Raw genomic sequence first — 15,202 nt, 5'->3', positions numbered from 1 at the left:
AAAAAGGTTTGGGTATTGGTTATTGACTTATGGATGAGATCATCCTCCTTCTGCAAATCCTTCAAACACGGTCATACCTCCATCAATGAAGATACTGGCGCCAGTAATGTAATCACTATCGTCAGAGGCGAGGAAGACCGCCAGATTTCCTATGTCTTTTGGAACTCCTATGCGGTTGTATGGAATTAATGACATCAGACTATTCAGTGCTGCAGGAGTGCTCCATGCAGGTGTATTGATCGGAGTCTGGATTGCTCCAGGACAAATGCTATTGACGCGTATCTGGCGATCACCGTACTCCTGAGCCAGACTTTGCATGAACATCTTTATCGCACCCTTCGAAGAGGCGTAGTTAACGTGGCCTGCCCATGGTATAAGCTCGTGAACAGAACTCATACAAATGATCTTGCCCGTTGCTCTGGATACTGACGGTACCGGACCTCTTCTTAAAAATTCTTTTATGGCTTCACGGGCGCAGAGAAATTGACCCGTTAGATTAACATTCATGACAATATTCCATTGCTCTAATGTCATCTCCTCAAACTTTGCATCTTTTTGCAATCCCGCGTTGTTTACCAGGATGTCAATTGTGCCAAATTCCTTAATGGCTTGCTTGAACATGCTGATGACTTCAGCTTCATTGCTGACATCAGCTTTTATTGCAACCGCTTTGCTTCCAAAGGATTTTATCTTGTCGACAACGGCCTGAGCTGTCTCTGGTTTTGAGACATAGTTGACGACAACGTTTGCACCAGCTTCTCCCAAAGAAAGGGCGACGCCTTCACCGATGCCGGAATTGGCTCCAGTGACCAAAGCGGTTTGTCCGCTCAATTTTTTATCTGCCATGATTTTGAATTTTAGGGATGTGGGTTAATGAAAATTAAGGTTAAGGAAAAGTTCGCTAAAGTCCTAAAGACCCATTTGAATAATACGATGGATTACGTATGATTCCCGATCCCACTGGCATTACTGAACGAACCTGGGTACAGGGATATCGGTGCCCAGTTTCTTGTTCATTTTTTCTACAACGTATTTGCAGAGTTCAGGAGAATGAAGCTCCTCATGCTGATGCATAAAGAAGTAGACGGTATCGATCTTCTGATCCATCCAGCTTTTGATCCTCGCTATCCAGTCGTCGCACCTTGTGTAATCAGTAGGATGGAGGCCATTGCCAACAAAGCGAAGAAATGCTTCTGGTGTGGTGAGTCTCATGTGAACACAGTCCCGTCTTCCGGAAGCGTCCGTGATCACAGCACCTTTCTTATATTTTTCAAACATGTCAAAGACTCTTTCCGACTCTTCTTTGGTCTCAAACCACTTCGGACTTCTTAGTTCAACAAAGACATCGATATCTTTTGGAAGGAAGGCGAGATACTTTTCCAGGACGTCAAAATTCTTCGGAGGAAAGTTGGGAGGCAATTGAAGAAAGATGGGTCCAAGGTTATCTCCAAAAGCAGAAACACCTTTAAGAAATTGATTCGTTACTTCTTCAGCATCTTTGAGCCGTTTGAAGTGACTGATCTGATCCACAAACTTTGGACAGAATTTAAATCCTTTTCCGACTTTGTTTTTCCATCCGGTGACCTGTGCCTCTGTTGGCATCCGGTAGAATGTTGCATTGAGTTCTATGCATGTAAAATTCTGTGCGTAGTGAACAAGGAAGTCGGCTTCTTTTGTTTTTTCAGGATAGATTTTTCCAACCCAGTCTTTGCGTCCCCACTTTGCACAGCCAACCAGAATATTGGAAGGAGTCTTTTTAGGCTTCTGCTTTTCGAGAAGCTCCTTTGTGCCGGGAGCATCAGGAGGAAGTTTGAAATCTATTTCATCCAGGTTTTCTGATTCTACTTTTCCAAAATCCATAGTTCAAACTTTTAAGCCGCTTGCAGCAGTTTAAAAATATGGATTAATCCATTTAGCCCGGATTATTTTTTCTGTTTTTCGGGAGCGGGATCAAGATAAATAGACAGGTACCATTTTTTCGATTGCCTTTGAAACCACCAGACGGCAATTATAAAGATGACGACAGTGGAGATCGTAACTACAGCAAAGAAAGGAGCCCCGGGGATCCGGACCGCTACTTCAGAAACAAACGCGGAATACAAACCAATGGTTGAGTAATACATTCCGGCCATGTGATACCACAGCCAGGTGTTCTTGGGCTTGCGGATCAAAGCAGGAATGATACCCATTAATAATGTCAGGAGACTGAGCACACTGGCTACATGGAAAGGTCCGAATCTTCCAAAGAGCCGGTAGATCATAAGAGCCGTTATATTCAATATGAGCATTGCGATCACATATGAATATCCGAGTCTTCTGTGAGTGCGCGTTCCTTTCCTCATGGTCATTACCATAGTGCCAAGTACAATGGCGACGAGTGCGCTGAGGAGATGAATGAATCCGATTGGACTTGAGACTAAATTGTGCATGATGATGGTTTTAGAAGGGTAGGAGGAGTTTACTTTTCGTAGTGATCATTAATTATTTTTCATTGCATGAAAGACTGAAATAGCAACACTGCTTAAGTGCCTTGCGTGCTTTTGAATGGTGATAATGTCGGATGACCCGAATGCTGAAGGCTTCTTGTCTTTGAAGTCCAGAACAATCAAAGCGATGATGACAACCGCAGCAATCAATCCCAGCATCAGGCGCACGATACGGCTCTCTTTCATTTTGCTAAACAAGTTTATAATGTAAACCATAAGGGTAAAAAAATATTACTTGATGTATTGCTTCAGAACTTCAACATATTGCTCAAAAGCCTTGATTCCTTTTTTAGTGATCTTGCAGGTGGTCAAAGGTTTTTTTCCTTTGAATGATTTGATGACTTCAATGTATCCTGCTTCCGATAGCTTATCGATCTGAACGCTGAGATTTCCTGCGGTGGAGTTTGTCTTTTCTTTAAGGAAAGTAAATTCTGCAGAGTCAAGACTTATCAGCAGGGACATAATTCCCAGTCTTAGCTGGGAGTGGAGTAAGGGATCCAGATCTTTCAGCATACCTTAACCTTTGCGTGCCTTCAACATATAACCTGGAACCAGATAACCCAAAGCAATGGCAAGCGCGGCGATCAGATATTGATATTCCTTAGGAACAAGAAAAGTTATCATCCCTAAGATCCAGAATGCAAGTCCTCCTAATTTCAATGGAGTAAACCGGAGAATGACACCTGTTACAAAAGTTGGCACGGCAGTTAAGGTGATGACAACCGGATTGATCTGAAAGTTGATACTTTTTCCAAAGGCAACCAGTGTGAAGACAGCAATTCCATAACTGATCCAGATCCATTTATTAATGGTGTCGAGATGAGTAGAAGTAAGAGATGCTTTCTCCTGCCGTGCGCCAACGATCGCAGATACAACAGAAGCAGGAATCGTGATCGCCCAGAAAAGATAGGGATTCTCAACTGTTGTGAACCTGAGCAATGCATAAACACCCAGGTTAGCAATCAAAATCGTCCATCCCCATAACAGAAAATGAAAGCTGTTCTTTTCTGCGTTTCCTTTTGCCTGCGCAATCATCGATGTGATGACCGCCAGACTTTCCTGAGGCGTTAAATTTTCTTTTGCAGAGTTCATAAAAGATTGAGGATTTTAAAGAATGAAACGGCTTTTGAGGACCCCCTTGATGCATTAACGACACAAATGTAAAATAGTTTATAAAATAAACCAAAATCTTTCAAAACCCTTTTAAACCATTCATAGAAGAGCTTTTTGACTTTATATTTAAAGAATCATACCTTCTGGCCCTAAACCCGCCACCCATGAAGAATACCCAAAATCACTTTTACCGTTTTCGAATCAGGAAGGCCCTATGTGTCATTCTTGGTCTTTTCCTCACAACCTTATCTTTTGCACAGACAGAAGTACGTCAGATTGAAAAACTCAAAGCAGATGCTGCACTTGAGGTAGAGAAGAATGCTGTGCTCGGTCAGCAGATCAATGACATGCTGTTCAGTTTTTCTGAACTTGGATTTCAGGAGTATGAATCATTCACCTATCTCACCAATCTTCTTGAAAAGAATGGATTCAAAATTCAAAAAGGAGTGGCAGGAATTCCTACTGCCTGGATCGCAACATGGGGAAGTGGCAAACCTGTGATCGCACTGGGTTCAGACATTGATTGTATTCCCAAAGCATCACAGAAACCAGGCGTTGCCTATCATGATCCTATTGTTGACGGAGCACCCGGTCATGGGGAAGGACATAATTCAGGTCAGGCATTGAATATTATCTCTGCACTTGCATTGAAGAAGATCATGGAAAGGGAGAAGATTCCCGGAACCTTAATGCTATGGCCTGGTGTAGCAGAAGAAGTGGTGGGTACAAAAGCTTATTACGTTCGTGCCGGATATTTCAAAGATGTGGATGCCTGTATCTTCACGCATGTTGGAAGTAATCTTGGCGTGTCGTACGGTGATGCCGGTTATAATGGATTGGTTTCTGTCCGGTTTAACTTTGAAGGCCAGGCCGCTCATGCTGCCGGCGCTCCATGGCGGGGAAGGAGTGCGCTGGATGCTGTTGAGCTTATGAACATCGGATGGAACTTCCGTCGCGAGCACCTTGAACTGACGCAACGTTCACATTATGTTATTCCCGACGGTGGTGATCAACCCAATGTCGTTCCTTCTAAAGCAGCAGTATGGTATTACTTCCGTGAAAGAACTTATCCCGCCATCAAAACTCTTTTTGATAAAGGCATCAAGACTGCAGAAGGTGCTGCACTCATGACGGACACCAAGTTCACTTATGAGATTCTTGGATCTGCGTGGCCGGGTCATTTCAACAGGCCGATCGCAGAGGTCATGTATGAGAATATCAAGAAGGTTGGATTACCAACCTGGACCGCCGATGATCAGCTGTTAGCGAAAGCTTCGCAGATAGAATTAAAAGCTCCAAAGATTGAAGGCCTTGCGACCAAGCTTGATACAATCGGATTGCCAATGCCAGTGGGTACAGTTAAAGTAATGGGTCGTGATCTGATGGCGATGGGTGGAGGCTCTGATGATATTGCAGACATCAGCTGGTCATTGCCAACAGTAGTGTTAAGATATCCATCCAATATTCCAGGCCTTCCAGGACATCACTGGAGCAACGCGATATCCATGGCAACACCGATTGCACATAAGGGAATTGTTTATGGAGCGAAAGCTGAAGTCATGACCTTGCTGGACATGCTGCTGAAGCCGGAGATATTAAAGAATGCCTGGGCATATTATAAAACAGAACAGACCAAGGAGATTCAATACACTCCTTTGATCGGTGAAAAGGATAATCCGGCAATCTATCTGAATCAGAAGATCATGTCTGAGTATGCTCCCAAGCTGAAAGCCACTTACTACAACCCGGCGAAATTCAAGACTTATCTCGATCAGTTGGGGATAGTTTATCCAACAGTGAGACCTGATCAGAAGGAAGCAGTATCCAAACTTCCTGCTGAGAAGAAATAGTCCTTTATAATAAATCGTTCTCAAAGCCTTTGGTCAAAAGCCAAAGGCTTTTTTTACATTTGCCCCATGTTCACAGGAATTATTGAATCTCTTTCGCGTGTTGAGAAGATTGAAGAGGAGGGAACCAACCGTCACTTTCTTTTCTCCAGCAGCATCAGTCATGAGTTCAAAGTAGATCAGAGTATTTCTCATAATGGAGTTTGCCTCACCATCACAAAGCTTGAACCCGGCAGCTATTGGGTGACAGCTATTCAGGAGACTTTACTAAAATCAAATCTTGGTGATTTAAAAGCCGGAAGTCTTGTGAACCTTGAACGATCCATGCTGAACAACGGCAGGTTTGATGGTCACATCGTGCAGGGGCATGTAGACCAGACAGGAAAAGTAGAATCCATCAAAGATGAAAACGGAAGCTGGCTTTACAGGTTCACTTATAGCCCCTCTGCCGGAAATGTTACCGTAGAGAAAGGTTCTGTTTGTGTAAATGGTGTAAGTCTGACGTGTTTTAATTCCGGAGTCGGTACATTTTCAGTTGCAATCATTCCCTATACCTATGAGCACACCAATTTTCATCAGCTCAAAGTGGGGGATCATGTGAATCTCGAGTTTGATATCGTTGGAAAGTACATCAAACGATTGCTTGGTCAGGGTTGAAGTTTTCTTTCAGTAATCCTGTTGCACACTCTGTGACATTTGTTGCACTCTTGTTACAATTTCTATACTTCCCTCTAACTTTACGCGAGTAAAATCTACCCACTAATGGGTATGTCCGATCCTGATTTCATTCTCATTTTTGGAATCAATTCGGATGTAATAAAATACCCCACTTTGCAGAAATCTTTTGGGCATGATTTGTGTTCTTTGAACTTAACAGGAAATAAAATAATTCAATGCTAGAACAACTCCTTAAACTCGTAGAAGAAAACTCTCAACAGGATATCATTGCTAACAAAGCAATTCCTGATCAGTTTAATCAGGCTGCAATTAAAGAGGTAAGTACTCAGATAATCAGTAACTTAAAGGGACAGGTTGCGCAAGGAAATATGCAACAAATTATCTCTCTGTTTCAAAGTGGCGGTGGTCGTAATCTGACCAGCAATCCACTGGTAAGCACGATGGTAACTTCCATCACCGCAAGTCTCGCCTCCCGTTTTGGAATCTCCGCACAGGCAGCGCAGTCGGTAGCAAATACTTTGGTTCCGTCAGTTATGAATCAAATCATCAAGAAAGCAAACGATCCACGCGATATTGACTTTGATCTTCAGCAGATGATGCGCAGCATGACAGGCAACAACAGTCTGGACATTACCGGCATGATGATGGAAGCTCCAAAAGGAGCGATGGGGAATATTGGAAATATCTTTGGAAAGCTCTTCGGCAAATAGAATTGCCTCACACAAAATCAAATCTCCTTTCCTTCCGGAACAGGAGATTTTTTTTGCACTTTAGTTGTCAGCCACCGGTAAGAATGATACCCTGCATATCCGCTCAGCAGACCGACAGCAGCTCCCGTAATAATGTCTCCCGGATAATGAACTCCAAGATAAATTCTTGTGTACGTCATGACGAATGCCCAAAGGAAAAGAAGTCCGATCCATTTGTACTTATCTCTGAACAATAGAAAGCAAAACAGAGCAACGCCTGTAGTATTTGCCGCATGACTGGATGCAAATCCGTAAAGTCCGCCACGATAATTATCAACCAGATGGAGAATGCCCTGAAGTCCTGGTTCATTCGAAGGGCGTAATCGGTGGAAGTATGGTTTCATTACTCCTGCGGTAATCCTGTCTGCCAATAAAATTGTTACAGCAACACCGACCAGAACCAGCCATCCTTCCTTTTTATAATTCTTGAAGATCAGAAAGATAAGGAATGCATAAAGAGGTAGCCAGAAATCCGTGCGTGTAACAAGCAATACGACAGGATCCAGCCAATCGGTATGAAATTGATTGAGGAAGAGAAGCAATTGCTGATCCCACTCTTTGATCTGTTCAAGCATGGGGTAAAGTTAATAAAAGAAGATTGTTGCACAGCGTTGCGCAGTCTTGCCTTTATCCGCTCAGCTCTTTGTAATAACTGAACCGGTGTCAAAATAAATTATGTGAATGCCTCTGACGTAATTATATTTAGCCTTCTAAATTGGCTTTGTATCTATGGAACACTATGACCTGGTAGTGATTGGCGCCGGACCTTCCGGCTATGCCGCAGCGATGCGTGCGCTTGACTTCAAAAAGAAGACTCTCCTGATTGAGAAAAATCGGGTAGGAGGAGCGGGCGTCACTAACGGCGCATTGTCTTCCAAGACATGGTGGGAACTCTCACGTGAGGTTTCCGCATTCCGTAAAAGTCTTCAGCGTTATAATATTCCAACTCCTTCTGTTGGGTATGCTGAAGTTCATGCTGAAGTTCAGAAAGCAGTAGAAGAACGAAAGGGATTGCTGGAAGAGCAAATGACGTTTCTGAGAAATCAATCAAATCATCTGCTGGATTTCAAGAAAGGTGAAGCACACATTACGGCTCCCAATGAAATAGAAATAACCTCCGGAGCTCATAAAGAGAAAGTTCAGGCTGACTTCATCATCATGGCAACAGGCAGTAGACCGCGTTACTTACCGGAACTTCCCATTGATGAGAAGATCGTCATGACCAGCGAAGGCATTGAAGGCATGAGTGATTTTCCTGAAAGCATGGTGATCGTCGGAGCCGGGGTAATCGGTTGCGAGTATGCAACGATCTTCAGCGGCTTTGGTAAAACAAAAGTTCACCTGATCGATAAGGGCGATCGTATTCTTCCTATGGAAGATGAAGATGCTGTAAAGATCATCGAGAGAAATATGGAGAACAATGGTGTTCTTATTCATCGTAACTCACGATTGGTAAAAATGACCATTGTCAATGGAAGGGTAGAATACGAATTGGAATATACGGACGGGTCTCATCAGACATTCAACGTTGAAAAAGCACTGGTGTCTGTAGGACGTGTTCCCAACCTGGAAGACCTTTGGGATGACAAGGTTGGAATCAATATGTCCAAGCGCGGGATCGAGAATAACGATACACAGACTACTATACCAACTATTTACGCAGTTGGAGACCTTACCGCAGATATCTCTCTTGTTAATGTAGGCGAGCTTGAAGGCCGTTATGCGGTAGAGCACATGTTTGGAAATCCTGAGCGCAAGCTCGTGTATGAAAATATCAGCACCATCATGTTCCTCAATCCGGAAGTAGCAGGAGTGGGATTGAATGAAACGCAGGCAAAAGAAAAAGGTATTGAATATAAAGTCGTGACCCTTGAATACAGCACGATACCAAGAGCCATCGCTAAAAGAAATACGCAGGGATTTATCAAGCTTCTGGTTACGAATGACAACGACATGAAGATCCTTGGAATGCGTGTTGTTGGAAACAATGCATCGAGTGCAATTCAGGCAGTAGCTGTATTAATATCCATGAACAAGGGCATTGAAGAACTGGCAGAGTGTGTGCATCCTCATCCTTCTATTACAGAAGGTATCCAGGAATGCGTCCGGATGCTGATGGGAAAATCTTTACTCAAGCCCGTTGCACTTCAGGGACGCCTCTCCTGCAGAAGATTTGTGAACAAGCAATACGAGAATATTTCCTTCTGATATTTACGGGACGCGGGTTGTAAGTAAGACTATTACTTCGACTCGTGTCTCTTCTTCAGGACTTTTACTACATCTCCGAGTGATGTGTTCTTCTGAGCCAGCAAAATCAGATAGTGAAACATAAGGTCGGCAGCTTCGTCGAGAAACCTCTCGCGGTTATTATCCTTTGCTTCGATCACCAGTTCCACTGCTTCTTCTCCGACTTTCTGAGCAACTTTATTGATCCCTGAGTCCATCAGTTTGTTGGTATAGGATCCCGGCTTGGGATTTCGCTTTCTATCCTGAATGACATCTTCCAGGAAGCCCAGCCCGTCCTTTTTATTCTTCTCATCAAAACATGTATCTGCCCCGGTGTGACAGGCAGGTCCCTTTGGCTTTGCCTTTATCAGCAGCGTGTCATTGTCGCAGTCATTTAAAATATCTGTGACCATCAGAAAATTCCCTGAAGATTCACCTTTCGTCCAGAGTCTTTGCTTGGTGCGACTGAAGAATGTGACTTTTTTCTCCAGCTTTGTTTTCGCCAGGGCTTCTTCATTCATAAATCCAAGCATCAGTACCTTGTCGGTATCGGTATCCTGAACAATGCAGGGAATGAGCCCGTTTAGCTTTTTGAAATCGAGTTGCATAAAGTTGAATTAACGAATGGGTATTGAATTTTGTCTCAGATAATTTTTTAGCTCGGGAACAGGAATCTCATTAAAATGAAAAACACTTGCGGCAAGCGCTGCATCGGCACGGCCTTCAGAAAAGACTTCCAGAAAATCCTCTTTTCTGCCAGCACCGCCGGAAGCAATGACAGGAATGCTTAGCAATTGATTCAACTTGGAGAGCGGGTCAATGGCAAATCCTGATTTGGTTCCGTCGTGATCCATGCTCGTAAAGAGAATTTCTCCTGCTCCACGATTCTGTCCTTCCTTCGACCATGAAAAAAGTTTCTTCTCCGTCGCCTGAGTTCCGCCATGGGAATGAACTATCCATTGATTGATGATCTTTCTGGCATCAACGGCGAGAACAAGAAACTGTGATCCGAATTCTTTTGCAAGAGCGTCAATGAGATCAGGATTTTTAATGGCGGCAGAATTGATGCTGACTTTATCTGCACCGGCATCGAGCAGGGGAGCAACATCAGCAACAGAGCTGATACCACCACCCACCGTGAACGGTATATTAATATGACGTGCAATTTCTTTTACCAATGATGCAAATGTCTTGCGCTCCTCCAGCGTTGCGCTGATGTCCAGGAACACCAGTTCATCCGCGCCCTGTTTCGCATACAAAGAACCGAGCTCTACAGGATCTCCTGCATCTCTGAGATTAATAAAGTTGGTGCCCTTTACCGTGCGGCCATTCTTGATATCGAGGCAGGGAATTATTCTTTTTGTCAGCACCTCAGATCTTGTTTAAATCAGCAATCCTGATCTTTCCTTCATAGATAGCTTTCCCTACAATGGCGCCTGCCACTTTTATGTATTTCAATTCCTGAAGATCACTCACCGATGTGATGCCCCCGCTGGCGTTGATCTTTAATTCAGGAAACCTCTTCTTAAGCTTTTTATAAATTCCAAAGTTCGGACCTTGCATCATCCCGTCTGTATTGATGTCGGTGCAGGTAACATACTTCAAACCATCCTTCTCAAACTGGGAGACAAGGTCATAGATCGTAATGCCGGTAGATTCAGTCCAGCCGGTATATTGAATCTGTTCATTTCGTACATCGGCACTCAGAATAAAATTCTCACTGCCGAACTTCTTAATGAATCCTCTGAATACATCCGGTTGCTTTACCGCAAGACTGCCGATGTTGATCTGTTCAATTCCCATATCCAGCAACGTCTCAACTTCTTCTTCTGTCTTGACACCACCGCCAAAATCAACTTTAAGCGCTGTCTCTGCCTGGATGGATTCAATGATTCGCCAGTTGATCACTTTGCCCTTCTTCGCACCGTCAAGATCCACGAGGTGCAGATATTCCAGGTCGGCATCTTCAAATTCTTTGGCTACTTCTACAGGATTTTCACGGTAGACTTTCATCTTACCGTAGTCACCCTGGGTAAGCCGCACACACTTACCGTCAATAATATCGATCGCAGGAATGATTTTCATTTCAGGAATTTAAAAAGTTCTGCAAGACCACTACGCCCGTATCCGATGATTTTTCCGGATGAAACTGAACTGCATAAAAATTATCTTTTCTTAATGCTGCACTGAAGGGTAACTCATAATTCGTCTCAGCAACCGTAAATGTATTTGAGGGTACGTAATAACTGTGAACAAAGTAAGCGAATTTCTTTTCAAGAGATGTATCCAGCCAGCCGCTGACTTTCTCAAGAGAATTCCAACCCATATGGGGGATTTTCAGCGTCTCACTCCTGAACAACTTTACATTTTCATCAAAGATGCCAAGACAATCGGTATTGTTTTCTTCTGAATGCCTGCACATCAGCTGCATACCAAGGCAGATTCCGAGCGTCGGCTGTCTAAGATCCTTAATAACTGCATCAAGCTTTATGTTCTTAAGGTAACGCATGGTGCTGCTGGCTTCTCCGACTCCGGGGAAGATCACTTTATCAGCAGACCTGATTTCTTCATGAGAATCAGTAACGATAAAATCAACATTCAACCGTTCCAGCGCAAAGGAAACAGATCGGATATTGCCCGCATTATATTTGATCACTGCAATTTTCATAAGACGCCTTTTGTAGTAGGCAGTAATCCTGTGCCATCCTGCTTCACTGCCATTTTGATCGCTTTTGCGAAAGCCTTGAAGATCGCCTCGATCTTATGATGCTCTATCTTTCCTTCTGCTCTTATATTCAGATTACACTTGGCTGTATCAGAGAATGACTTGAAGAAATGAAAGAACATTTCCGTTGGAACATCTCCGATCTTCTCACGGTTGAACTCAGCATCCCATTCCAGCCACGGACGACCACCAAAGTCGAGCGCGACCTGAGCCAATACATCATCCATCGGAAGACAGAAGCCATAGCGTTCAATTCCTCTTTTATCACCCAGCGCCTTCAGGAATGTTTCTCCCAGAGCAAGGGCAGTATCTTCAATGGTGTGATGTTCGTCAATATTAAGGTCGCCTGCCACCGTAACAGAAAGATCCAGATGTCCGTGACGTGCCAATTGATCCAGCATGTGATCAAAAAAACCAAGCCCTGTTTTCAAATCTGATTTTCCTGTACCATCAAGATTGAGTTCGATTGAAATATCGGTCTCTTTTGTCTTGCGATGAAACGAAGCTGTTCTTGACGGAGTATCTGATAAGAAATTACTGATCTCATCCCATGATGATGTGATCAATGAACAATATGAATTAAGTCCTTTACTTTCAAGCTCAGCCCTCTTGTCAGTAGATCCAATAAGGATCGCTTTTGATCCAAGATTCTTTGCCATTTCAACGTCAGTGATCCGGTCACCGATCACGAATGAGTTGGCAAGATCATATTCTGAAGAAAAGAATTCTGTAAGCATTCCGGTGCCTGGCTTACGGGTAGGAAGATTTTCATTCGCATACGACTTATCCACAAAGATCTTGCTGAATCTTATTCCTTCATTCTCAAACGTCTTCAGCATCTTGTTATGAGCCGGCCAGAATGTTTCTTCAGGGAAGCTGGAAGTTCCAAGTCCATCCTGATTGGTCACCATTACCATCTCGTAATTTCCGGTACGGGCTATCTTTCCTAATCCTGAAAAAACCAGGGGATAATATTCAAGTTTCTCAAGACTGTCAATCTGCTCGTCGGATGGTTCAGTGATCAGGGTTCCGTCACGATCAATAAATAGGACTTTCTTCATAGTAGCGATATTGCTTGGGTCAGTTGTTTGTTTTCTTCTTTTGTTCCGACAGTTATTCTAAGACAGTTGTCACACAGGATCACGTTGGAGCGATCCCTGACAACAATCCCTTTGTCAATTAATTTGGAATACATGCTTCTGGCATCGTCCACTTCCACCAGCAAGAAATTGGCGTCGGAAGGAAATATTTTCTTAACAGATTTGATTGTGCCGAGTTGTTTCTTCAGTTCTTCCCGAGAGGTTTTTATTTCAGTCACCATCTTTATCTGACCTTCCTTGCGGGAAGTAATGCATCGCAATGTTTCTGACTGGGAGAACGCATTGATGTTGTAGGGAGGTTTTATTTTGTTGAGCAACCTGATGATCTCTTCATTGGCAAAGCACATCCCAACCCGCAACCCTGCCAATCCCCAGGCCTTTGAGAATGTTTGCAGGATGGCAAGGTTCTTAAATTCAGAAATCCGTGTAGTCCAGCTTGGTGATTCTGAAAAGTCGATATACGCCTCATCGATAATGACAATTCCTTTGAAGTTGTTCAGAATGACCTCAATATCTTTTGGATTTATAAGATTGGCAGAAGGGTTATTGGGACTGCAGATAAAAATCAGTTTGGTATCGGGTTGGACAGACTTCAACAAGCTATCGGTATCCAGCTGAAAAGCAGGAGTGAGCTGAGCAGAGATGATCTTAATATTATTGATCTCTGCACTGACCGTGTACATTCCATAGGTTGGTTGAGGAGCCAGCACAGAATCTTTTCCCGGCTCACAGAAAACTCTGAAGAACAGATCAATTGCCTCATCACTTCCATTGCCCAGGAATATCTGCTCCGGCTTCACATTCTTAAGACGCGCAATCTCTTTCTTCAACTCCTTCTGATGCGGATCAGGATATCTGTTGAAGTCTGTTGGAAATGGATTTTCATTTGCATCCAGAAATACGGAAGCAGTTCCTTCAAAGTCATCACGTGCAGAGGAGTAAGGCTTGAGGCGCTTTATATTTTCTCTTGCGAGGGATTGAATATCAATTTCTTTCATTTTAATTTCTTTAAACGAATTGATACTGCCTGCTTGTGTGCGTCGAGTTGTTCTGCTTCAGCCATTATCTCAACTGAGGGTCCAAGATTTTTCAATCCTTCTGAAGATAACTTCTGATAGGTGATCATTTTCGTAAAACTCTCAAGCGAAACGCCACTGTATGCTTTCGCAAATCCATTGGTGGGAAGCGTATGATTTGTTCCTGAAGCATAGTCGCCGATAGCCTCAGGAGAATAAGGTCCTAAAAACACCGAACCTGCATTGATGACTTTTTCAGAAAGTGCGTCGCAATCTTTGGTGTTGAGGATGAGGTGCTCCGGAGCATATTCATTAGCAAACTTCATCGCTGCTTCAGAGTCTGAAAAGATGACGGTAAGACTATTCTGAAGTGACTGCAAAGCGATTTCCTTTCGGGGTAATAGATTCACCTGACGGTCGATTTCAGTTTGAATCGCTTTGGCCTTTGATTCATCCAGTGCAACCAGCACCACCTGACTGTCGGCACCATGCTCTGCCTGTGAAAGCAAGTCTGCTGCTACAAAAGATGCATCCGCCGTTTCATCAACGATCACCATTACTTCAGAAGGTCCGGCAGGCATGTCGATCGCAACACCTTCCTGACTGATCATCTGCTTTGCTTTGGTGACATACTGATTGCCAGGTCCGAAAATCTTATAAACAGGAGGGATGCTTTGTGTTCCGTATGCCATCGCGGCAATGGCCTGTGCACCTCCGACTTTAAATATTTTCTTGATGCCTGCAATGGATGCTGCATAAAGGATCGCTGCATTGACACTTCCATCTTTATTGGGTGGAGTGCAAAGTATGATCTCTTCACATCCGGCAATCGATGCAGGTATGCCCAGCATAAGAACAGTAGAGAATAGCGGAGCCGAACCTCCAGGGATATAGATTCCTATCTTCTGAATGGGAACAGATTTCCTCCAGCAGCTGACACCCGGCATCGTCTCGACTTTCAGGACATCTCTTTTCTGTGCATTATGAAATGCTCTTATATTATTGGTGGCTATGCCAATCGCTTCCTTAATTGATTTGTCAAGAGTATTGATCGCATGATCGATTTCCTTTCCGGAAACTTTTAAATCATCCAGCTTAACACCATCGTATTGTTGTGTCAGTTCGTAGAGTGCCTGGTCACCGGAAAGCTTCACGCGCTTAAGTGTGTTCCTTACTGAGCTTTCCAGAAACTCAAGCTCCAGCTGTGGTCTTTTGATCAGGTCAGACCAGGTGTCGGGTGAAGGATTGTTTAATACTTTCAT

At 43.6% G+C, this 15,202-nt stretch carries 18 protein-coding genes; 4 read left to right on the top strand and 14 right to left on the bottom strand.

Going from position 1 to position 15,202, the window contains the following annotated elements:
• Positions 1 to 39: 39 nt before the first annotated feature.
• The 6 genes from HOP08_16505 to HOP08_16480 all read right to left on the bottom strand — a co-directional run bounded on the left by HOP08_16505 (position 40) and on the right by HOP08_16480 (position 3,578).
• A complete protein-coding gene (locus HOP08_16505) occupies positions 40 to 846 on the bottom strand; it encodes an SDR family oxidoreductase (GenBank protein ID NOT76531.1) in 807 nt (268 codons plus the stop codon).
• 120 nt (positions 847 to 966) lie between these two features.
• Positions 967 to 1,860, bottom strand: a complete 894-nt coding sequence (locus tag HOP08_16500) for a DUF72 domain-containing protein (protein NOT76530.1) — start codon at positions 1,858 to 1,860, stop codon at positions 967 to 969.
• Positions 1,861 to 1,922: 62 nt separating this feature from the next.
• Positions 1,923 to 2,429 (bottom strand): DUF2306 domain-containing protein, encoded by a 507-nt coding sequence (locus HOP08_16495; GenBank protein NOT76529.1) that lies wholly within the window; start codon positions 2,427 to 2,429, stop codon positions 1,923 to 1,925.
• A 48-nt stretch (positions 2,430 to 2,477) separates the two neighbouring features.
• The gene (locus tag HOP08_16490) at positions 2,478 to 2,672 is read right to left on the bottom strand and encodes a hypothetical protein (protein NOT76528.1); all 195 of its coding nucleotides are present in this window, start codon (positions 2,670 to 2,672) and stop codon (positions 2,478 to 2,480) included.
• A gap of 45 nt (positions 2,673 to 2,717) precedes the next feature.
• The gene (locus tag HOP08_16485) at positions 2,718 to 2,999 is read right to left on the bottom strand and encodes a transcriptional regulator (protein ID NOT76527.1); all 282 of its coding nucleotides are present in this window, start codon (positions 2,997 to 2,999) and stop codon (positions 2,718 to 2,720) included.
• Positions 3,000 to 3,002: 3 nt separating this feature from the next.
• Positions 3,003 to 3,578 (bottom strand): hypothetical protein, encoded by a 576-nt coding sequence (locus HOP08_16480; protein NOT76526.1) that lies wholly within the window; start codon positions 3,576 to 3,578, stop codon positions 3,003 to 3,005.
• Between the two features lie 185 nt (positions 3,579 to 3,763).
• Between HOP08_16480 and HOP08_16475 the strand changes: the two genes are divergently transcribed.
• The 3 genes from HOP08_16475 to HOP08_16465 all read left to right on the top strand — a co-directional run bounded on the left by HOP08_16475 (position 3,764) and on the right by HOP08_16465 (position 6,834).
• Positions 3,764 to 5,449: an amidohydrolase gene (locus HOP08_16475; GenBank protein ID NOT76525.1), complete on the top strand. Its 1,686-nt coding sequence runs from the start codon at positions 3,764 to 3,766 to the stop codon at positions 5,447 to 5,449.
• A 66-nt stretch (positions 5,450 to 5,515) separates the two neighbouring features.
• The gene (locus tag HOP08_16470) at positions 5,516 to 6,103 is read left to right on the top strand and encodes a riboflavin synthase (protein NOT76524.1); all 588 of its coding nucleotides are present in this window, start codon (positions 5,516 to 5,518) and stop codon (positions 6,101 to 6,103) included.
• 236 nt (positions 6,104 to 6,339) lie between these two features.
• Positions 6,340 to 6,834 carry a hypothetical protein gene (locus HOP08_16465; GenBank protein NOT76523.1) on the top strand — a complete coding sequence of 165 codons (495 nt, stop codon included), beginning with the start codon at positions 6,340 to 6,342 and terminating at the stop codon, positions 6,832 to 6,834.
• Positions 6,835 to 6,851: 17 nt separating this feature from the next.
• On the opposite strand, the gene HOP08_16460 is transcribed toward HOP08_16465, so the two are convergent.
• On the bottom strand, positions 6,852 to 7,448 hold the full coding sequence (locus HOP08_16460) for a phosphatase PAP2 family protein (GenBank protein NOT76522.1): 597 nt from the start codon (positions 7,446 to 7,448) through the stop codon (positions 6,852 to 6,854).
• Between the two features lie 154 nt (positions 7,449 to 7,602).
• Between HOP08_16460 and HOP08_16455 the strand changes: the two genes are divergently transcribed.
• Positions 7,603 to 9,081 (top strand): NAD(P)/FAD-dependent oxidoreductase, encoded by a 1,479-nt coding sequence (locus HOP08_16455; protein ID NOT76521.1) that lies wholly within the window; start codon positions 7,603 to 7,605, stop codon positions 9,079 to 9,081.
• Positions 9,082 to 9,113: 32 nt separating this feature from the next.
• On the opposite strand, the gene HOP08_16450 is transcribed toward HOP08_16455, so the two are convergent.
• The 7 genes from HOP08_16450 to hisD are packed head-to-tail and all read right to left on the bottom strand — an operon-like array spanning position 9,114 to position 15,202.
• Positions 9,114 to 9,707 (bottom strand): bifunctional phosphoribosyl-AMP cyclohydrolase/phosphoribosyl-ATP diphosphatase HisIE, encoded by a 594-nt coding sequence (locus tag HOP08_16450; protein NOT76520.1) that lies wholly within the window; start codon positions 9,705 to 9,707, stop codon positions 9,114 to 9,116.
• Between the two features lie 9 nt (positions 9,708 to 9,716).
• The gene (gene hisF, locus HOP08_16445) at positions 9,717 to 10,469 is read right to left on the bottom strand and encodes an imidazole glycerol phosphate synthase subunit HisF (GenBank protein NOT76519.1); all 753 of its coding nucleotides are present in this window, start codon (positions 10,467 to 10,469) and stop codon (positions 9,717 to 9,719) included.
• Between the two features lies 1 nt (position 10,470).
• A complete protein-coding gene (hisA, locus tag HOP08_16440; GenBank protein ID NOT76518.1) occupies positions 10,471 to 11,184 on the bottom strand; it encodes a 1-(5-phosphoribosyl)-5-[(5-phosphoribosylamino)methylideneamino]imidazole-4-carboxamide isomerase in 714 nt (237 codons plus the stop codon).
• A gap of 1 nt (position 11,185) precedes the next feature.
• A complete protein-coding gene (hisH, locus tag HOP08_16435; GenBank protein NOT76517.1) occupies positions 11,186 to 11,767 on the bottom strand; it encodes an imidazole glycerol phosphate synthase subunit HisH in 582 nt (193 codons plus the stop codon).
• Positions 11,764 to 12,885, bottom strand: a complete 1,122-nt coding sequence (hisB, locus tag HOP08_16430; protein NOT76516.1) for a bifunctional histidinol-phosphatase/imidazoleglycerol-phosphate dehydratase HisB — start codon at positions 12,883 to 12,885, stop codon at positions 11,764 to 11,766. Before hisB ends, hisH begins: the two co-directional genes overlap by 4 nt.
• Positions 12,882 to 13,922 (bottom strand): histidinol-phosphate transaminase, encoded by a 1,041-nt coding sequence (hisC, locus tag HOP08_16425; protein ID NOT76515.1) that lies wholly within the window; start codon positions 13,920 to 13,922, stop codon positions 12,882 to 12,884. The genes hisB and hisC overlap by 4 nt, the downstream gene beginning before the upstream one ends.
• The gene (gene hisD, locus HOP08_16420; protein NOT76514.1) at positions 13,919 to 15,202 is read right to left on the bottom strand and encodes a histidinol dehydrogenase; all 1,284 of its coding nucleotides are present in this window, start codon (positions 15,200 to 15,202) and stop codon (positions 13,919 to 13,921) included. The genes hisC and hisD overlap by 4 nt, the downstream gene beginning before the upstream one ends.

This window comes from Cyclobacteriaceae bacterium (assembly GCA_013141055.1).
Taxonomy (GTDB): Bacteria; Bacteroidota; Bacteroidia; order Cytophagales; family Cyclobacteriaceae; genus ELB16-189.
The sequence above is the reverse complement of the archived record's forward strand: the minus strand, read 5'-3'. Positions and strand labels throughout refer to the sequence as shown.